This is a genomic window from Bradyrhizobium genomosp. III (assembly GCF_000261705.1).
Taxonomy (GTDB): Bacteria; Pseudomonadota; Alphaproteobacteria; order Rhizobiales; family Xanthobacteraceae; genus Bradyrhizobium; species Bradyrhizobium ottawaense.
This window is the reverse complement of sequence record NZ_AJQF01000235.1, coordinates 12,983-33,372: the sequence shown is the minus strand read 5'-3', so window position 1 is coordinate 33,372 and position 20,390 is coordinate 12,983. Positions and strand designations below refer to the sequence as shown.

Annotated in this window: 14 protein-coding genes; 7 read left to right on the top strand and 7 right to left on the bottom strand. The window is 64.2% G+C overall.

The window, feature by feature from the left end; all coding sequences use genetic code 11:
• The 5 genes from IC66_RS0120675 to IC66_RS0120655 all read right to left on the bottom strand — a co-directional run.
• Positions 1 to 1,045: amidohydrolase family protein (locus tag IC66_RS0120675; protein ID WP_049806579.1), on the bottom strand; the 1,045-nt coding region annotated here is incomplete at its 3' end.
• A gap of 274 nt (positions 1,046 to 1,319) precedes the next feature.
• Positions 1,320 to 1,841, bottom strand: a complete 522-nt coding sequence (locus IC66_RS0120670) for a hypothetical protein (RefSeq protein WP_028140677.1) — start codon at positions 1,839 to 1,841, stop codon at positions 1,320 to 1,322.
• Between the two features lie 64 nt (positions 1,842 to 1,905).
• Positions 1,906 to 2,718 carry an MBL fold metallo-hydrolase gene (locus tag IC66_RS0120665; protein WP_038948843.1) on the bottom strand — a complete coding sequence of 271 codons (813 nt, stop codon included), beginning with the start codon at positions 2,716 to 2,718 and terminating at the stop codon, positions 1,906 to 1,908.
• Between the two features lie 117 nt (positions 2,719 to 2,835).
• Positions 2,836 to 4,362, bottom strand: a complete 1,527-nt coding sequence (locus IC66_RS0120660) for a hypothetical protein (protein WP_038948842.1) — start codon at positions 4,360 to 4,362, stop codon at positions 2,836 to 2,838.
• Complete coding sequence (locus IC66_RS0120655; RefSeq protein ID WP_038948841.1) at positions 4,359 to 5,108, bottom strand: ABC transporter ATP-binding protein; 750 nt, start codon at positions 5,106 to 5,108, stop codon at positions 4,359 to 4,361. Before IC66_RS0120655 ends, IC66_RS0120660 begins: the two co-directional genes overlap by 4 nt.
• Before the next feature lie 262 nt (positions 5,109 to 5,370).
• Here IC66_RS0120655 and IC66_RS0120650 point away from each other — a divergent pair, with 262 nt between their 5' ends.
• The 6 genes from IC66_RS0120650 to IC66_RS0120625 all read left to right on the top strand — a co-directional run bounded on the left by IC66_RS0120650 (position 5,371) and on the right by IC66_RS0120625 (position 12,186).
• Positions 5,371 to 6,246, top strand: a complete 876-nt coding sequence (locus IC66_RS0120650) for a branched-chain amino acid ABC transporter permease (protein WP_018321344.1) — start codon at positions 5,371 to 5,373, stop codon at positions 6,244 to 6,246.
• 4 nt (positions 6,247 to 6,250) lie between these two features.
• Positions 6,251 to 7,402, top strand: coding sequence for a branched-chain amino acid ABC transporter permease (locus tag IC66_RS0120645; protein WP_028140673.1), 1,152 nt, complete (start codon positions 6,251 to 6,253; stop codon positions 7,400 to 7,402).
• Positions 7,399 to 8,157, top strand: coding sequence for an ABC transporter ATP-binding protein (locus IC66_RS0120640; protein ID WP_038948840.1), 759 nt, complete (start codon positions 7,399 to 7,401; stop codon positions 8,155 to 8,157). Before IC66_RS0120645 ends, IC66_RS0120640 begins: the two co-directional genes overlap by 4 nt.
• Before the next feature lie 3 nt (positions 8,158 to 8,160).
• Positions 8,161 to 8,949, top strand: a complete 789-nt coding sequence (locus tag IC66_RS0120635) for an ABC transporter ATP-binding protein (protein ID WP_028140672.1) — start codon at positions 8,161 to 8,163, stop codon at positions 8,947 to 8,949.
• Positions 8,950 to 9,040: 91 nt separating this feature from the next.
• Positions 9,041 to 10,879 carry an AMP-dependent synthetase/ligase gene (locus IC66_RS0120630; RefSeq protein WP_038948839.1) on the top strand — a complete coding sequence of 613 codons (1,839 nt, stop codon included), beginning with the start codon at positions 9,041 to 9,043 and terminating at the stop codon, positions 10,877 to 10,879.
• 107 nt (positions 10,880 to 10,986) lie between these two features.
• Complete coding sequence (locus IC66_RS0120625; protein WP_028140670.1) at positions 10,987 to 12,186, top strand: ABC transporter substrate-binding protein; 1,200 nt, start codon at positions 10,987 to 10,989, stop codon at positions 12,184 to 12,186.
• Between the two features lie 180 nt (positions 12,187 to 12,366).
• On the opposite strand, the gene IC66_RS0120620 is transcribed toward IC66_RS0120625, so the two are convergent.
• Positions 12,367 to 13,479: a lysozyme inhibitor LprI family protein gene (locus IC66_RS0120620; RefSeq protein ID WP_038948838.1), complete on the bottom strand. Its 1,113-nt coding sequence runs from the start codon at positions 13,477 to 13,479 to the stop codon at positions 12,367 to 12,369.
• A gap of 156 nt (positions 13,480 to 13,635) precedes the next feature.
• Complete coding sequence (locus tag IC66_RS0120615) at positions 13,636 to 14,367, bottom strand: transglutaminase-like cysteine peptidase (RefSeq protein WP_028140668.1); 732 nt, start codon at positions 14,365 to 14,367, stop codon at positions 13,636 to 13,638.
• 620 nt (positions 14,368 to 14,987) lie between these two features.
• On the opposite strand from IC66_RS0120615, the gene IC66_RS0120610 reads away from it, so the two are divergent.
• The gene (locus tag IC66_RS0120610) at positions 14,988 to 20,372 is read left to right on the top strand and encodes a VCBS domain-containing protein (RefSeq protein WP_083859308.1); all 5,385 of its coding nucleotides are present in this window, start codon (positions 14,988 to 14,990) and stop codon (positions 20,370 to 20,372) included.
• The last annotated feature ends 18 nt before the right edge of the window (positions 20,373 to 20,390 follow it).

The following is a 20,390-nucleotide window of genomic DNA, read 5'->3' as shown; positions in this document are numbered from 1 at the left end:
GCAGCTGGAGCCGGTAGACGTCGGTGGCGGTCTGCGAGAACAGCGCGGTCTTCTCGGCCTCGCTCAGGGGTGAGGCGATGCGCTTGAAGGCGTTGAAGATCACCTGGTAGCTGCACTGGCCCTTGTCCGGCGGGAAGTTGCTCTCGAACATCGCGCGCTTGGGTCCGAACGCCTCGATGCAGGTCTCGACGTAAGGGCGCCAGGCCGCGGCGAGCTCCTCGGATGACGGCGGCCTCTCGCGCAAATGGAAGTCGTAGCCGAGCAGGCACATGGCGAGGCCGCCGAGCTTGACCACCACGTTCTCGCATGTCGCGATCTCGCGGATCGAGGCGCGCCATTGTGCAAACACCTCTTCGCGCCGCCCTGCAAAGCGGCCGACGCCAGCTGGGCCGGCGCAATGGTCGAGCACGATCCTGGTGTCGGGGAAGGCGCGCGCAAGCTCGGTCAGCTCGCCGATCTGCGGATGGAACAGCCATGCATCGAAGCTGAGGTTCAGTGGGGCCAGGCAGGCAAAGCCTTGGCGGAAAGCTGGATCCTGCAACAGGCCCTTCGGCCGGTTCGCATACATGCCGGCGACGACCGGGTCCTCGTCCCAGGCCGAGGAATGGCGGATGCCGCGGAAGCGGCCATTGCCGGCCGCGATCTCGGCTTCCAGCACCGGCCTTGCGGCGTCGCCCAGCAGCAGATTGGCGTGGCTGACGATGCCGGCGCAGATCGCCGCCTTGCCGTAAGCGCCGCTTGCGCTCATGGCGGCGACGCCGTTGGCGAACTCGACTTCGCCGACGGGCCGGAACGCTTCCGGCCCGTGCGCGCGATACATCGAGCGGCAATCGACATAGACGGTCGCGATGACGTTGTGGCCGGAGGCGATGTCGGCCGCTATTTCCTCGATCAGATAGCGGTGGCCGCGATTCCAGAGATGGTGATGGGGATCGACGATCGGCCGCAAGGGATCAATGATCGGCTCCTGATGCAGCGCGAGCCAGTCCTCGCGCGGCTCGACGAACAGCCCGCTCGTATTGCCGGGCACACTGCTTGCAGCCATCAGTGTCCGCTCCCTGTTGTCTCTTGAGGGAGGAGCCTAACATCTCACACGCACGCACAGCAGCGCGCATTGCTCAGAGCACCACAGCAGCGGCGGAGCAGGTGCGCTCCCTCTCCCGCTTGCGGGGGAGGGCTGGGGTGGGGGCGTCTCCGCAATGGGACACTCCCGATGTGGAGAGAGCCCCCACCCGGCGCTACGCGCCGACCTCCCCCGCAAGCGGGAGAGGTTGCAGCGAGCCTGGGGCCCACGGCTTCAACCAACAGCCATCAGATCTCTAGCCCTTCCGCCGCTTCGCCTTCACATCGACCACAAGCCGCCAATCGCTTGCATCGGCCGGCTTGGTCTCGCCGAGCCAGTGGAAGGAATCGCCGGTGATTTCCGTAAAGCTCCAGCGGGTCAGTTCGCCGGCCTCCGTCGTGCCTTCTTGCACGATGTCGGCGCCGCGCGGCCGGCCGATCTGCTGGCGGAAGACGCTGCGTCCAGGATCGAACCAGGAAATCCGCCACGCATCGATGGTCGAATCGTAGAGGCGCAGCGTCGTGCCGTACCAATTGCCCGCAATCGGAAAGGCCGGGCTGCCCGCGGGGCGCGGGATGATCCAGACGTCCTGGACCGCGCGTCCCTCCAGCACCCAGCCAAAATGGATCTCGCCGCGCGCGGTGTGTTTGGTTCCATCGAGGCCGTGGGCCGTGATCTCGGCGTCCCAATCGCCGACAAAGCGGCCGTAGAGCTGCAGCGCCGCGGCGTGCTCGGAATTCGGTCCATCGGCGTGCAATAGTCGCGCAAAGTCGTTCATGTCGATCTCCTGTTGCGCGGAGATCAGCACCGAAGACGGCAGAAGGCTTGGAGAAAGTTGCGCCTCAGACCCCGTCGAGGATGATCACCGTCGGCATCGACGGCAGCGCGTCCCGCGACATCCGGAAGGACCGCCCGGAGCGCCGGTCGATCTCGAACTGCTGGCCGATCCGGCGCATGAAATCGTCGAGCGGGGTGGCAAAGCGATGCATCGGTAGCACGACGGAGGCGCGCAGGCGCTTGGTGATGTCAGAAATCCCTTCGAGCGACATGGTGTAGGTGCCGTCGATCGGCACCATCACGATATCGAGCCGTCCGATCTGGGCGAAATGGCTGTCGTCGAGCTTGTGATGGAGGTGGCCGAGATGGCCGATGCAGAGGCCGGCGACTTCGAAGATGAAGATCGAATTGCCGTCGCGGATCATGTCGGTGCCGGCGTCGTCGCCGAAATAGCGGCGGATGTCGGTCGTGACATTGCGGATGAAGGCGTCACTGATGTGTTCTGAAACGATCGCCGGCTTTCCGTCCTCGCCCCAACCATGCAGCACGTGAGGAATGCGCTTATCGGGAAACAGAGAGTAGTGGGTGCTGTGGGCCCGGTTCATGGTCACGACGTCGGGCAGCCGCCCGACCTGGTAGGCGCCGCTATAATCGGTCGCGATGCGCAAGCCGCCGGGCGTGTCGATGAAATAGGTGGAGTGGCCGACATAGGTGATCTCGACCTCGCCTGTGCCGGCCGCCGGCCGGAATGCGACCGGCAGAGCGCGCGGGGCCGCGTTCGCCATCGCTAGGCACTCGCTGCGCTGTGGCTGCTGGGCAAGGGCAGGGGTCAGGAATGCGCCGAACAGCGCCAGGGCCGTCGAAACAAGTCGCCGCATAAGTCCGTCCCCGATGATGTCAGGGAAAGTCTAGCGTGCATTGCGGCGCGGGGCCAATGGGCTGCGATCAACAGCGCGTCAGTGTCGCACCTCTCACTCCGGCTATCAGTCCCGCCTTCAGTCCCGCCTTGGGCTGAACTTCCAGGTGATCGCAACCAGGCTCGCGGTGATCAGGCCGCTGATGAGGCCGGCGATGGGGAGTGCAAGCAGCAGTGCCGCGGTTGCGGCCCAGCCGATCGAGGAAAACGCTTCGGCGAAGGTCGCAAGCCGCGACGAGGTCTGGCGGCGCCGGAATTGGCTGCGCCGGGCCTGCACCCGAAACCAGAGCTGGATCGCGGTCGCGGAGGCCGCGCTGAGGATGATCGCGCCGGCACTCACTGCAGCCTGGATCGGTGCGGCGAAGGCCAGCGCGCCGATCAGCGGGCAGAAGATCACGGCGATCGCGATCAGCACCACCTCGATCTTGGCGCGGACGACGGCGGATGGCGTCAGCGGCGCAGTCGCGACCAGGTCGGGGGCGTCCTCGCCGGAGATCGTCAGCCAGGCCAGCCCGCCGGCAAGCTGTCCGGCCGCCATCACGATCACAGGCGTGATCAGCGTCAGCGCCGCGGAGCTGTCGGCAAAACTGCGCCAGAGCAGCAGCGCCGGCGGCACCAGATAGAGCAGCTGCATCAGGGTCTGCGAGATCAGCCAGGGATCGCGCCAGAGCAGCGAGAATTCCTTGCGCCGCAGCGCCTGCTGCCGCGACCCGCCGCGGAACGGACGCTCCTTCGCGCGCTCGCTGCCGGAGCTGCCGTAAGCCGCGGCATCGATCGCCGTGTCGGCAAAGCGGTGCGAGAAGATCGCCATGACGCTTCCGAGCAGCACCAAAGCGAGCGCCAGGAGCGGCAGCAGCGCTTCGCTGTCGCCCATCGCCGCCCGTGCCGGCCACCACCAGATGCTGTCGACATCGGGGGCATGGGCGGCCACGCTGCCTGAGGTCAGGATGGTGAAGCGCGACAGCGTGCCGTAGGACACGATCGCGGCGACCTGGAGCGCGATCACGAAGCCGGCGCCGATGATCGCGGCGAGGATCTGGGCAATCAGGCGCGTCCGCGCTGGGCCGATCAGGCGAAACAACAGGATGGTGACGGCGATCGCGACCGCCGCGGCCGACAGGCCCATGGCGACGACCACCCCGAATGCGCTGAGCCAGCGCGCGCCGCCGCCGATCACGAGCACATCGATGAACGGCGTCGAGAACAGCAGCGCGATCGCGGTGACGGTCAGCGCGATCGCGGCGATGCGGACCGAGAACAGATTGGCGAGCGTCGCCGGCGAGGACATGATCAGGTCGAGATCGGCGCGGGCGTAGAACACCCGCGTCACCGATTCGATCGCCTGCGACAGCATCAAGGTCCAGGCGAGAACGATCGTCGCCGAGATCACGATCAGCGAGGATTTGTCGAGCGGCAGCTGCAGATCGGAGAAACGGCCGATCACCGCCCAGGCCGGCAGATGCAGCAGCGCGGCGAAGCAGAGTAGGCCGATGATTGCGGCGCGCGCCCGCTTGCGTCGTCCGCCGGTCATCATGGCGAACCATTCGCGCCAGGCGAGCCGGAGCTCGTGGCGTGCGAACCAGGAGAGCGCGGTTGCCGAGCTCATGCGGCTTCCGGAAGCGTCACCAGCGCGATGAAAAGATCCTCCAGGCTGGTATCGGCATGGCCGTTCTGCTGGCGCAGCTCGGTCAGCGTGCCTTCGGCCACCAGGCGACCCGAGGCGATCACGCCGATGCGGTCGGCCATGCGCTCGGCGACTTCGAGAATATGCGTGGTCATGATGACGGTGCAGCCGGCGCGGACACGCTCGCTGAGCAGGCCCTTCACGTGGCGCGCGGAGACGGCATCGAGCCCCGTCAGCGGCTCGTCGAGAATGATGAGGCTGGGATCATGCACCAGTGCGCCGGCGAGCGCGACCTTCTGGCGCATGCCCTTGGAAAAGCCTTCGCAGCGCTCGTGCCGGTGCGGTGCCAGGCCGAGCGAGGCGAGCAGGTCCTGCGCGACCGGCTCCGAGACCGATGGCGCGATGCCCCAGAGGCCGGCGACGAATTCGAGATATTCGAGCGGGGTCAGCTTGTCGTAGATCATGGGCTCGTCGGAGACCCACGCCATCACCTGCTTGGCGGCGACGGGATTTTCGAGCGCATCGATGCCGAAGATCGAGACCGCGCCGGCATCGGGGCGCAGCAGGCCCGCAACCATGCGCAAAGTGGTGGTCTTGCCGGCGCCGTTGGGGCCGACCAGCGCATAGAATTCGCCGGCGTGGATGGTGAGATCGAGGCTGTCGACCGCCAGACGGTCAAAACGCTTCGTTAACCCCAGGACTTCCAGCGCCGACTTGTCCCGCTTCATGACGGCCACACTATCCGGTTTTGCATCGCTCGCGACCATGATCCCAAGATATTTCGGCACCGTGAATCTACGGCCCATAAATTCCGCCATCCGGTTTCGACTAATGGCAAGTCACCGTTTGTTGACAGTAAGGAGCGGTTCAGGCTGAATTGGTTCCGGACAAATGGCGCTAACGCAGCGAAACGACTGTGTAGCGACTGGACACAAGATGCGGCAAGGCGGTCGGGAAGAACCGCCGGTTGCATCGGGAGGACGCGCGTCAATGCTGGATTTCGTTCAGCAGCTGGTCAGCGGTGTTGCGCTCGGCTGCGTCTACGGCCTGATCGCGCTCGGGTTTGTGCTCGTCTACAAGGCCACCGAGGTCGTCAATTTCGCCCAGGGCGATCTGATGATGCTGGGCGGCTTCTTCGCCTTCACCTTCATCGGCATGATGGGCCTGAACTACTGGATCGGCTTTGCCGGTGCGGTGGCCGCGATGGCGCTGTTCGGCATGCTGGCAGAGCGCGTGGTGGTGCGGCCGATCCTCGGCTATCCGCAATTCTCCATCATCATGGCCACCATCGGCCTTGGCTATTTCCTGCGCTCGGTCGCCGGCATGATCTGGGGCACCGATGATCTGAAGATCGAGACCCCGTTCAGCCAGGGCGTGCTCCGCATCGGCTCGCTGGTGCTCGCTTACGACAAGCTGTCGGTGATCGCGGCGACGATGATCCTGTGCACGCTGCTCTATCTCTTCTTCAACAAGACCACGCTCGGCACCGCGATGCGCGCCAGTTCCGAGAACATGCTCGCGGCCTACTACATGGGCATCCCGGTCAAACGCGTGGTGTCGATCGTCTGGGCGATCAGCGCGGCGGTCGCGACCTGCGCCGGCGTGCTGCTCGCGCCGATCACCTTCATCCATTCCAATGTCGGCCTCGTGCTTGGCCTGAAGGCATTTCCCGCCGCGGTCCTCGGCGGCTTCGGCTCGATCCCGGGCGCCGTGGTCGGCGGCGTCCTGATCGGCGTGATCGAGAGCATGGCCGGCTTTTACCTGCCCGAAGGCTGGAAGGATGTCGCGCCGTACCTCGTGCTGCTCGCCGTGCTGCTGTTGAAGCCCGAAGGCCTGTTCGGCCACCACGTCCGCAAGAAGGTCTGAACGCATGCGCTTCCTGTTCAAGACCGACTATGAGGACGACATCAAGCTGTTCCCGCATTCGGGCTATCTGGTCTCCTACGGCATCCTGCTCGCGCTGCTGTTGATCGCGCCCTATGTGCTCTCCAGCTATCTGATGAGCCAGCTCGTCTTCGTCTGCATCTATGCGATCGTCGGCGTCGCGCTGCTGATCCTCACCGGCTTTACCGGCCAGGCCTCGCTCGGCCACGCCGCATTCCTCGCCATCGGGGCCTACACGGCGGCATACTTGCAGAAGTACAACGTGCCGTTCCCGATCTACTTCCTCGCCGCCGGAGGTTTGACCGGCATCATCGGCGCGATGGTCGGCTTTCCCGCCCTGCGCCTGACCGGCATCTACCTCGTCATCGCTACCATCTCCTTTGCCCTGATCGTCGAGGAGATCCTGGCGCGCTGGGAAAGCGTCACCCACGGCAACGAGGGCATGCGGGTGAAGACGCTGTCGCTGCTCGGCGTCACCGTCCCGCGCGATAGCCCCACCTTCTATTTCCTCTGCCTCTCAGTGCTGGTGCTGACCATCGTCGGCACGCTCAATCTGCTGCGCTCGCCGACGGGACGTGCCTTCGTCGCGATCCGCGACAGCGAGACGGCGGCGCGCAGCATGGGCGTCAATGTCGCGCTCTACAAGGTGAAGTCATTTGCGATCTCGGCGGCGATCACCGGCTTTGCCGGCGTGCTGTTCGCCCACAAGCTCTCCTTCATCTCGCCGGAGATGTTCACGCTCCAGCTCTCGATCGAGTTCATCATCGTGATCCTGATCGGCGGCACCTTCAGCCTGCACGGCGCGGTGCTGGGGGCGATCTTCATCGTGATGATCGATCCGTTCCTGACCTACCTGAAGGACGACATGCCCGGCATGATCGCCGGGATCGCGGCGACGTTCGGCGCCGGCCCGGCCACCGCCGGCAACATCCAGTCGAAGGTCGCGGCCTTCGCCTCGCTCAACGGCCTCAAAGGCGCGATCTACGGCATCATCATCGTGCTGTTCGTGCTGTTCGAGCCGCTGGGTCTCTATGGCCGCTGGCTGAAGATAAAACTCTTCTTCCAGCTGTTCCCGCTCTACAAGCGCGCCACCTTCAAGCGGCAGAAAATCTACGTGAAGTCGGAGCGGAACCGATGAGCTATTTCCGCGCCGAGAATCTGTCGCTGCATTTCGGAGGGCTGAAAGCGGTCGACGCGGTCTCGTTCGCGGTCGAGAAGGGCGAGATCCTCTCGATTATCGGTCCCAACGGCGCCGGCAAAAGCTCGATCTTCAACCTGATCTCGCGGATCTACCGGCCGACCTCGGGCCGCATCTTCTTCGAGGATCAGGATATCACCGAAGAGCCGCCTTACGACATCGCCAAGCTCGGCATCGCCCGCACCTTCCAGAACATCGAGCTGTTCGAGAACGCGACCGTGCTCTCCAACCTCCTGGTCGGCCGTCACCGGCACTCGACCACGCAGCTCTGGCAGGAGCTCTTGTTCCTGCCGAGCGTGCGGGCCAACGAGAAGGTGCACCGCCGCAGGGTCGAGCAGGTCATCGAGTTCCTCGATCTCGAACCCTATCGCGATAAGCTGATCTCCGGCCTGCCCTATGGCGTGCGCAAGGTGATCGAGCTGGCGCGCGCGCTGTGCTCGGAGCCGAAGCTGATCCTGCTCGATGAGCCGTCGTCCGGCCTCAATGTCGAGGAGACCGACGACATGTCGTTCTGGATCCGCGACATGAAGAGCGAGCTCGGCGTCACCGTGCTGATGGTCGAGCACGACATGTCGCTGGTCAACCGCGTCTCCGATCGCGTCATCGCGCTCAATTACGGCCGCGTGCTGGCGATGGGCTCGCCCGCCGACGTCCAGCAGCACCCCGACGTCGTCGCCGCGTATCTGGGAGCTTGACGCATGGACGCCGCTGTCACGCCCGAGATCATCCTGAAACTCTCCAACATCGAGAGCTATTACGGGCCGATCATGGCGATCCGCGGCATCTCGCTGGAGGTGCCGCGCGGCCGCATCGTCACCCTGCTGGGGGCCAATGGCGCCGGCAAGACCACGGTGCTGAAGACCATCTCGGGCATTCTCGATCCGCAGAAGGGCTCGATCGAATTCCTGGGCAGGCCGATCCAGCGCATGGAGGCCGACCGGATCGTGCGGCTGGGCCTCAGCCACGTGCCGGAGGGGCGCGAAGTGTTCCCGTTCCTCTCGGTGCGCGAGAACCTGATGATGGGGGCCTATCCGCGCAAGGACCGTGATGGCGTCGCGGAGGATCTCGACCGCGTCTATGGTTACTTTCCGCGGCTGAAGGAGCGCATCAACCAGCCCGCCGGCCAGCTCTCCGGCGGCGAGCAGCAGATGCTCGCGATCGGACGCGCGCTGATGAACCGGCCGACGCTGCTGCTGCTCGACGAACCCTCGCTCGGCCTGTCGCCGCTGCTGGTGAAGGAGATCTTCACCATCATCCGCCGCGTCAACGAGGAGCAGGGCATGTCGATCCTGCTGGTCGAGCAGAACGCCAAGGTGGCGCTGGAGACGGCGCATTACGGCTACGTGCTGGAGATCGGCCGTATCGTCATGAACGACACCTGCGACCGCTTGATGCATTCCCAGGACATCCAGGAGTTCTACCTTGGCGCCAAGGAAGCGGGCGCGCGAGGCGAGCGGCGCTGGAAAAAGAAGAAGACGTGGCGGTGAGGAAGAGCTGGCAGTAAGATGAGCTCGCCATCCGCAATAGAGACCGCCGGCAAGGCAGGCAGCGGAGGCAGGCGACAAGGAGGAGACGTGCATGGCCCGACCGGCGGTGCTGACGGTCGCTGATACGATCGCGAAGAGCTTCTTGCGCGCTGCGGAGACGCGGGGCGATCGGCCTGCCATCCGCGAGAAGAAATTCGGCATCTGGCAGCCGACAAGCTGGCGCGAATGGCTGGCGATATCGAAAGAGATCGCCTACGCGCTTCATGCGACCGGCTTCATGCCCGGCGATGTCGCCTCCATCATCGCCAACGCCGTGCCGGAATGGGTCCATGCCGACATGGGCATCCTGTGCGCCGGCGGCGTCGCTTCGGGCATCTACCCGACCGATGCGTCGTCCCAGGTCGAATATCTGGTCAACGATTCCCGGACGAAAGTGATCTTCGCCGAGGACGAGGAGCAGCTCGACAAGATCCTCGCCTGCCGCGCGCGCTGCGCGAGCCTGCAGAAGATCATCGTGTTCGACATGGAGGGCCTCAGCGGCTTCTCCGACGACATGGTGATGTCGCTCGACGAGTTTCGCGCGCTCGGCCGCAATCACATGGTCGGCCGCGAGGCGCTGTGGCAGGAGATGATCGACAGCCGCAGCGCCGGCGATCTCGCGATCCTGGTCTATACGTCCGGCACCACCGGTCCCCCCAAGGGCGCGATGCACGCCAACCGCAGCGTCACGCACCAGATGCGTCACGCCAATGACTTCATCCCGGCGCAGGAGGACGAGGACAGGCTGATCTTCCTGCCGCTGTGCCACGTCGCCGAACGCATCGGCGGATACTACATCTCGGTCGCTCTCGGCTCGGTGATGAATTTCGCCGAGAGCCCGGAAACCGTGCCGGACAATTTGCGCGAGGTGCAGCCGACCGTCTTCCTCGCGGTCCCCCGCATCTGGGAAAAGTTCTATTCCGCCATCACCATCGCGCTGAAGGATGCGACCCCGCTGCAGCAATGGGTCTATCGCCGCGCCATCGGCATCGGCTACCGCATGGTCGATTACCGGATCGAGGGCAAGCCGCCGCCGCTGTCGTTGCGCCTCGCAAGCCGGATCGCCTACCGGCTTGCATTCCGCAACATCCGCCGCATGATCGGGCTCGATCGCTGCCGCGTCGCCTTCACCGGCGCAGCGCCGATCGCGCCGGAGCTGATCCGCTGGTATCTCGCGCTCGGCATCGACATGCACGAGCTCTACGGCCAGACCGAGAATTGCGGCGTCGCCACCATGATGCCGGCGGAGCGGATCAAGCTCGGTTCGGTCGGCACCGCCGTGCCCTGGGGCGAGGTCACGCTGTCGCCCGAGGGCGAGATCCTGATCAAGGGCGACTTCCTGTTCATGGGTTACCTCAACCAGCCGGAGAAGACCGCGGAGACCATCGATCAGCGCGGCTGGCTGCACACCGGCGACGTCGGCACCATCGACAACGAGGGCTTCGTCCGGATCACCGACCGCATGAAGGACATCATCATCACCTCCGGCGGCAAGAACGTCACGCCGTCCGAGATCGAGAACCAGCTCAAGTTCTCGCCCTACATCTCCGATGCCGTCGTGGTCGGCGACAAGCGGCCGTATCTGACCTGCCTCGTGATGATCGACCAGGAGAACGTCGAGAAGTTCGCCCAGGATCATGACATTCCCTTCACCAATTACGCGAGCCTGTGCCGGGCGACGGAGATCCAGGATCTGATCGGGCGCGAGATCGAGCAGGTCAACGGCAATTTTGCCCGCGTCGAGACCATCAAGAAGTTCTACCTGATCGAGCGCCAGCTCACCCCGGAGGACGAGGAGCTGACCCCGACCATGAAGCTGAAGCGCGGCTTCGTGAACAAGCGCTACGCCGCCGAGATCGAGGCGATGTATCGCGAGCGCGCGGTTGCTTGAGCATGATCCGGAGGATCATGCTCAAGAGAGATGGATTTGAGAAAACGGCGAAGGCTTGAGAGGCCCGATCCTTCGCTCAACACGGGCCACTGAAGGAGGAGACTGCAATGTCGAAATCGCTGAAGGCGCTGGGCCTCGCGGTGAGCGCCCTTGCGCTGACCTGTCTGCCGGCCACCGCTCAAACCAAGGTCACCAATGAGGGCATCTCGGCATCCGAGATCGTCATCGGCACGCATCAGGACCTGTCGGGGCCGATCAAGGGCTGGGGCGTGCCGGTCTCCAACGGCATGAAGATGGCGGTCGAGGAGATCAACGGGGCGGGCGGTGTCCAGGGTCGCAAGATCAAGCTTGTCGTCGAGGATAGCGGCTACGATCCGAAGAAAGCCGTGCTGGCTTCGCAAAAGCTGATCGAGCGCGACAAGATTTTCGCGATGGTGGGACCAATGGGATCGCCGACCGTGCTCGCTGCGCAGGATATCCTGCTCGACGCCGGCGTGCTTCAGCTCTTCCCGCTGACGGCGGCCGAGTTCACCTTCAAGTTCGATGCGGCCAAGCCGCAGGAGCGGCTGAAGTTCAACAACCTCCTGCCCTATGTCGAGAGCACGCGCGCAGCGCTCAAATACATGATTGAGGCAAAGAATTTCAAGAAGCCGTGCATCATGCATCAGGATGACGAGTACGGAAAAAATGTGCTCGATGGTTTTAACCAGCAGCTCGCCGCCATGAAGGTGCAGCCGGCCTCGATCACGAGCTACAAGCGCGGCGCCTCCGACTTCTCGGCGCAGGTCGCCAAGATGAAGTCCGACGGCTGCGACCTCGTCGTGCTCGGCGCGGTCCTTCGTGAGCCTATCGGCACCATGACCGAGGCCAGGAAGCTCGGCTGGGAGGTCACCTTCCTCGGTGCCACGCCCGTCAACGTGCTCGAAGTGCCGGCGCTCGGCAAGGAAGTGGTGGAAGGCTTGTATGCCGCTTCGAACTTCGAAATTCCCTACGAGGACACCGCGAAGGGAAAGGTGAAGGACTGGCTCGTCAATTACAAGAAGATGTTCAACGCCGACGCCAACACTCAGGCGATCATCGGCTACAATGCGGTGATGACGTTTGCGCATTATGCCAACAAGGCTGGCAAGGATCTCACTGGCCAGAAGATGCTCGACGCGCTGGAGTCCGGCGACAAGTTCCAGGATATCTTCAATTCGCCGCCGACCGTGTTCTCGAAGACCAACCATCTCGCCACCACGGTCACCCAGGTGCAGCAGGTGAAGAACGGCCGTTGGGTCCTGGTGAAGGACAATCTGATGTTTTGATGCGGACTCTCTCGCGGCGAGTTCAGTGCACCCTCTCCCCTTGTGGGAGAGGGTGGCTCGCCGCGTCGAGCCGGGTGAGGGGTCTCTATCCTCACGAATAGTCTAGCGAGTGGAAAGAACCCCTCATCCGTCGCGCTCGCGCGCGCCACCTTCTCCCACAAGGGGAGAAGGAAGAAGCACCTACGATCCCCCGCTCGCCGTCCCCGAATTCACCGGGGCCAGTTCGTCTTCCCTGCAGCGCCAGCCGTCGGCGGCTTTGACGAACGCAAAAGTGCGCTGGATCCTCACGCGACGCGTCACGTTGAAGGCTTCTGCCGAACGCTCCTTGTTGGCGGCGCTGGGCTGCGGAAGACCCGTCCTGGCGTCCCAGCAGGTGCCGGTGCAGCTGGATGCGACCTTGCTGCACATGGTGAAGGGCGCCAGCACCGCCATCTCGATTTCGCCGGTGACCTGCGCCTCCTGCTCGGTCACCTGGCTGTCGAGCGCGTAGACGCGGTTGATGCGGAGGAAGCTGCCGCACGAATTGGCCGCGTGGATCCGCGCCGCGCAGAAGTCGACCGCGTCGGTGTCGGGGATGCGTGCTGCGATCTGCCGGCCGAACACCTTCTTGGGATCGCCCTTCGCCGCGCGGATGTCGTCGGCTTTGTGCTTCAAATGATCGGCGAGGCAATCCTCTGCGGATTCGAGCTCCTGGAGCGGCACGTTCTCCTTGCCGACCAGATTGCATTTGCGATCGCGCTCTCGTGTCCACCTGCCATATTCGGCGAAGGCAAAGCGCGCTGCGGTCGGGTCCAGCTTGCCGATCAGGCCGAGCACCTGGCCATTGAGCTCCGTTTCGGCAAGGGCCAGCGACGGGTCCGCACAAATCACCGCGCCCGCCGCGGTGTTGGCTGCGAGGCAGTCGAAATCCGGATCGCGCAGGATCGCGGCGCGCTCCTCGGTCACCTTGAGCAGGCACGCCTTCACCCGCTCGAAATCACCAGTGCGGATCGCGGTCTGGCCGACGATGCCGCAGCCGAGATTGCGCTGGCGGATCCAGATCGCATTCTCCTCGATCGCGGGAAGGCGATCGGGCAGGCGGGCGAGCCGCGCCTCGATCGCGGTGTTCAGCTTCTCGGCGGCGGCGGCAAGCGTGGCATCACCGCAGAACAATTGATTGCCGGGGTCGCGAATCTGCTGGCAGTTGTTCCTGGCGAACAGCGGCAGCCGATCGGCGATGGAGCGGTCGGACTGCGCTGACGCGGGTAAGGCGAGCGCCAGCAGCGCAATCACAGTCAGCACGATGAACCGCATTCCCGTCGCCCCCGCAAAGCCGTGGCCATGCTAGCCGCCCGGATCGCGTGGTGGAATGAGTTTTTGGTGAACGGAGGTTCGTAGCCTGGATGGAGAGAAGCGTAATCCGGGACTCGTACGACAAGCGACAGCGGCCCCGGATTGCGCTGCGCTCCATCAGCGCGCCTCGGCGGCGACCATCGAAACCTGCATCGGTTCGTCGACATATTTCATCACGGCCGACTGATGGAGCGCGAACAGCGGCTGGTAGCTCCGCGCAGCGTCGTCCTCGACCATCGCCATGCGGCGGTTGTCGAGCATCAGCCAGCGGCCGTCGAGGCGCGCGGCGACAACCGCGTGCTCTTCGCCGGCCCTGACGTCGCGCACCACGAGGATGCGGAGGTCCTCAGGCGCCACGCCCGCCAACCGCAGCGCGGCCAGCTTGGCGATGGCATAGTCCTCGCAGTCGCCGGCGCCGCGCGCGAAGGTCGCTAGCGGCGAGCCCCAGACGTCGTCGATGCCGTCATTGGCGGCCCGGATGGCAAGGTTGATGGCGCGGTTGGTCTCGCCGAGCCGCGCGCGGCCGTCGCGGGCTCGGGCCTGGTCGACGATGGCGAGCAGCTTCAGGGCCGCCGGCGAAGCGCAATTGTCCCGGTCACCGTCGCATAACGCGAGCTGCACCATGTCGCCGTCGAGCTTGTCTTTCAGCGCGAGCCATTTCTGTTGCAGGCTGCCGGCGGAGATGGCGAAGGCGAACACGCCGAACGGCTCGGCGGATTTGCGCACGAGCAGGCCTGCGCCCGGCGACAGCAGCGTGCCGGCGCGAAGCTCGGCGGCTGATCCGAGCAGGACCAATCCGCACAGGACAAGGATTGCGCGCCAGGCGCGCGAGCGAGCAGCGGTCTCCATCTGACATCCCCTTCCCGAGCTTCGTCAGATCCCCCTCGACCTGAACGTGCCGGGCTTTGTTGCTTTCGCGGAGATAGTGCGAGACGGGCCGTTTTGTTCTGCTTAACGCGCCCGGCTGGGGTTCCAAAACCGGGGAACAGCCTGAAATGGACCTGCCCAAATTGCGTAAAACTTTACGATTCGCCGGCTAGGAGTGTCCGGCTGCCGCGAAATGGAGCCAATTGCAGACACAGGTTGTGGGGGTGCCGAATCTGGGTCCTATGGCTAACGCCCCCCTATTTCATGGGGTTCTGTTAGTTAGGTCACAGATTTAACTCCGTATTTGCCGCAGGATGCCGCGGAACCTCGCGAAGGAAAGATGACGCAAGTATCTGTTTCGTTACTATGCGTCAGATTACTTTGGATGACTGGAAATGCGTGGAAACAGGCCGAACTCGACTTCCGAATATTTGAGAGATTACTTTCGCTTCTCTGTAGCGGCGCCAAGCCGTGGGGCCTCTTGGGGCCAAGTGATGCGAAATCACACAAGCAATAGATGGTATCGCTAAGGACTTGCTAATGCTATGCAAGCTTAGGCGGTCGATACTTACTTAAATTTTAACCCTTTTTACGGTGCCCGGTTGAACTACGCTGGCCAATTTGACGCCGCGATTTCCTTGGACGGCCAGGGTTCCCGTTCGCCCGCGGGCAGTCATGTCGATTCCTTTACGGCGAAGGCGCATGGTCACGTGCCTGAGGGCGCGTTCGTTGTTCCCGACCCCCACCTGATCTTCAACGGCGAATTCAAGCGCACGGGTCTCGATCTCGTGTTGTCCCACGAGGGTCACGAATTCGTCGTTCACGATTATTTCCGGGGCGAAAAGCGTGCCGCGCTGGCCTCACCCGACGGCGCCCATCTCACCGGCGAAATCGTCAACGCGCTCACGGGCCATGTCCAGGTCGCTCAAGCCGCCCCCGGCGGCGCTGCTGCGGCCCAGGTCATCGGCCACGTCACCAAGCTCGTGGGCAGCGCGACCGCGATCCGCAACGGCGTCTCGGTCATCCTGAACAACGGCGACAACGTCGAGAAGGGTGACGTGGTCTCGACCGGCGCGGATTCCACGCTCGGCATCACCTTCATCGATGGTACCGTGTTCGGCCTGTCCTCAAATGCGCGGATGGTGCTGAACGAGATGGTCTACGACCCCAACGGGTCGAGCAATTCCTCACTGCTCAGCCTGGTCGCCGGCACCATCACCTTCGTCGCCGGCGAGACCGCCAAGCACGGCGACATGAAGATCGACACGCCGGTCGCCACCATGGGCATCCGCGGCACCGCCGTGCTGACCCAGATCAACTTCGTCGTTCCCGCCGGTGGCGGCGATCCGCAGCCGCAGGCGAGCTTCCAGGTGCTGGTCGAGCCGAACGGCACGACGGGCTCCTACATCCTGTTTGACAAGGTCACGCTGCTGCCGATCGCGACGGTCAACCAGGCCGGCCAGATGATCCAGATCAGCGGCGGCAACGTCTCGATCTCCAATGCGCTGATGTCGCCGGACGTTCAGAAGCTGATCACGGACGTGTTCACGCTGAAGTTCACCGACAACAACACCAACACCAAGCTGACCACGAACTTCACCGACACGCTCACGCCGATGAGCCTGGACGTCGTGTTCAAGTCGGGGGGCGGCGCCGTCGCGACCGCGACATTCGTCAATCTCAATCCGCAGGGATCGGAGGCGCCCGGCACGTCCGCGCCGCCCATCGTGCGTATCCCCGGCCAGCCGATTGTGCAAAGCTTCGACGCCGGCGGCAACGTGAAGACGGCGTTCGCGCTGACCGAGCGTGCTGACGCGACCGGCGACACGCATTCCGATACGATTTCCGGCCTGATCAGGTTCGTCGATCAAAACCTCGGCGACCGGCCGACGGTGAGCATCAGCCTCGCCGAAGCGCCGAACTACGTCTACAAGGACGCCGGCCAGCACGACGTCACCGGCTCGCTCTCGGCGCTCCAGAAGCAGGACATCGCGGCGACCCAGATCCAGATCAACGTCGCTCCCGATGCCGGCAACAACAACAACGGCTCGGCAGTCTGGACGTACACGATTCCCGACAAAGTCTTCGACTTCCTCGCCGCCGGCGAAACGCTGACGCTGACCTATATGGTCCGCGTCGACACCAATTTCTCAGTCAATCCCGAGTCCAGGCTCATCCCGATCACCATTACGGTCACGGGAACGAACGACAAGCCCACCGTCGCGACGTTGGGCGGAACCGTCATCGAAAAGGTCGGAACGGGCAACGAAGCTCTGGATACCATCACGGGCACCGTCACCTTCACCGACGTCGATCTGACGGACCGCCCGATCGTGAGCGCGGTGCTCTCGTCGACCCAGCCGTTCAAATATCTCGACGCGCAAGGCCACGACATCACGTCGACGCTGACGCCGCAGCAGCTCGCGGCGATCGCCGCCGTCGAGGTGCCGCTGACCGTGGTACAAGGCGCGGGAAACGGCAACAACGGTTCGGCCACCTGGACCTACAGCGTTCCCGACCATCTGTTCGATTTCCTCGCCAAAGGCGAGAAACTGACGCTCAACTACGTGGTGCAGGTCGATGACGGGCACGGCGGTGTCGTCAGCACGCCGGTTACCGTGTCCATCAACGGTGCGGACGTCAATGTCGAGGGCACCAACGACGTGCCGACGATCGTCGAGGACGACACCATCCCGACCGGTGCGGTGACCGAGGACACGGCGGCCACGCTCGCCGCCAACGGGATCATCGCCTTCAACGATCCTGATCTTACGGATACCCACAGCGCGAGTTTCTCGCTGAAGTCGACGATTTCGAGCGCGCATCTGCCCGGCTTCAGCGACGGCACCTCGCATATCGGCACGTTCGCGCTAGCCCCGGTGGTTGAAAGCCCGGGCGCCAGCTCCCGCGGGTCAGTGGGCTGGACCTTCACGCTCGACGACAACGACCCGGTGCTCCAGTCGCTGGCCGAAGGGCAGACCATCACGCAGGTCTATACTGTCAGGATCGACGACCATCACGGTGGGACGGTCACCCGGGACGTCACGGTCGTCATCACCGGCAAGAACGACGCGCCGACAGTCACCAGCGGTGCCGCGGCGGCGACAGGTCATGTCGTCGAGGACGCGGACCTGACGCTGTCGATCGGCGGTACGCTGGCCATCCAGGATCTCGACCTGATCGACACCCATGCGGCGCAGGCGGTGTTCAAGTCGTCGTCCATCAGCTCGGCTCTGCCGGGCTTCGATGCCGACAGCACGCACATCGGTACGTTCACGATCGATCAGTCGGTGCTCGAGTACAACTCCGACACGAGCAATGGCGCGACGCTGGGTTGGCACTTCAGCCTCGACAACAGCAATGCAATGCTGCAGTCGCTGGCGCAGGGCCAGACCATCACGCAGGTCTATACCGTTACGTTCGACGATCATCATGGCGGTACCGTCAGCGAGGACGTCACCGTCACGATCACGGGCGTCAATGATGCACCGACGATCACGAGCGATGCCGCCGCAGCGACGGGCGCGGTGACCGAGGATGAGAGCGCCTCGCTCCCAGCCGACGGCATCCTGGCGATCCAGGATTTGGACCTGACCGACACCCACACGGCGGCGTGGTCGTTCAAATCTTCGTCGGTCAGCTCGAACCTGCCGGGCTTCGGGACCGGCTCGCATATCGGCACCTTCACGATCGATGCGGTGTCCGAATCCAGCACTGACGGTAACAACGGTGCGACGTTGGGCTGGCACTTCACGCTCGACAACAACGATCCCGTGCTGCAGTCGCTCGCGGAAGGGCAGACCATCACCCAGGTCTACACCGTGACGTTCGACGACCAGCACGGCGGCAAGATCAGCCAGGACGTCACCGTCACGATCACCGGCACCAACGATGCGCCGACCGTCTCCTACGCCACGTCGGACGACATGGGCTTCGACGGCCACACCATCGCGGTCGGCGCCGCGCCGACGGTCGCCACTGATGACGTGACGCTGGACGGCCGGGTGAACTGGAACGGCGGCGCCGAGGCTGGTCACGGCCAGATCCTGTTCTACAACGGCAACACCTCGACGACGGGCTTTGGCCTGCTCGGCACGGTCAATGCCAACGGCACGATGGAGCTGCAGATCCTCGCGGGCGGCGTCCAGATCGCCGATACCGGCGTGGCAATCGCCGCGTCACAGTGGCACAACATCGCGCTGACCCGCGAGAACGGCACCTTCTCGCTCTATCTCGACGGCCATCTCGAATATTCGCAGGCATGGTCGGTCAACCCGATCGACGGCAGCCCGTCCAATCCGTCGCACTCTTACATGATGATCGGCGGCGCGAGCGAGCCGGGTGCGGCGGGCTTTGGCTCGGAAGGCTTCTTCGGCTCGATCGCCGACGTCAGCGTCTGGACCGACGCGCTGACGCAGGTTCAGATCCAGTCGATCGATTTCACCGCGCTCAGCGGCCACGAGACGGATCTGGCCGCGTACTATCAGCTCGGCGGCGGCAGCGGCAACACGGTCGCCAATTCGGTCAACCCCGCCCAAAGCCTCGACATCGACCTTGCCGACCTCAAGGAAACCAATGAGGGGCTGGACACTCACGGCGTGCTGACGGTTTCCGACGTCGATGCGACCGATCACGTCACGGTGTCGGTCAGCCACGTGCAGGCCTATCTCGACGGCGTGCTGCAAACGGACAGCGTCGGCGGGCTGTCGAATGCCGACCTCCTGGCGGATCTCACTGTCCCCTCGGGCTACATCCTCGACGGTACCGCGACTCATACGCAGTTCACCTGGAACTTCAATTCGCACGGACAGGCGTTCGATTTCCTCGGCGCCGGCCAAACGCTGTCGCTGCAATACACGATCGTTCCGGCCGATGGTGTCGGCGCGGGCACCGGTGCAGTCGTCACCGTCAACATCGCCGGCAGCAACGACGCGCCGACGCTCGCAGATCTCCACATCGGTCCGCTCTCGGACACGGCTGCTGCCGACACTTTCTGCGATCTGACCGGGACGTTGGCGGGCAACGATGTCGACACCGGCGAGACGGCGACGCTGACCTATGCCGTCATCAATGCGGATCACCACGCGGCCACGACAGCTGGCGGACTCTACGGGACGCTGACGGTCAATCCCGATGGCAGCTACAGCTACGTTCCGAACGCCGCCGCGATCAACGCGCTGACCGACGGCTCCTACGCGGATATCTTCACGGTCCAGACCACGGATGTGCACGGTGCAACCGGCACGGCCACGCTCACGGTCGACGTGAGGGGCGCGAACGAGGCCGGCGGCCCGGTCATCGACACCGGGAGCTTCCAGGTCGAGCACATCATCGAGAACAGCAACGACATCATCACTGATCTCGTCGTCGTCGATACCGATGCAGGCGCAGCTGCGGATACGTTCACCGTCACGCTGTCGACGGCGCATCCGGACGTCAGCAGCGTCTATTTCGCTCCGATGACGGGTTCACTCGGCGCAATCAACGCGGGCCTCGCGAGCGGCGGTACTGGCGTCGTCTACGATCCGACAGGCGCCAGCGCCGATGACTACCCGCAGCCGCCCGTGACCGACCGGGTCACCCTGACCGTCGCCGATTCGGCCGGCCACTCCGACACGGTCAACTTCATCTTCGTCGCGGGAGCGAGCAGCCAGGATATCATTCTGGCAGGCGCCGACGGCAAGGACGTCATCTTCGCGACCGAGTCGAACGATACGCTGATCGGCGGCGGCGCCAAGGACCAGTTCGTGTTCGCGCCGACGTCGTCGCAGACCGCGGTTCAGCACACCGTGAATGACTTCGAGACCGGCCTCGACAAGATCGACCTGCGGCAGTTCACCAGCATCACGTCTTGGACGCAGGTTTCGCAGCACGCGGCGCAGCAGGGCGTCGATACCTTGCTGACGCTCGACAGCAACGACAAGATTCTCCTGAAGAACACAGTCGTCGGCAATCTCCACGCCAGCGACTTCATCGTTCATTCCTGACGCTTGGGCGCGTCGATC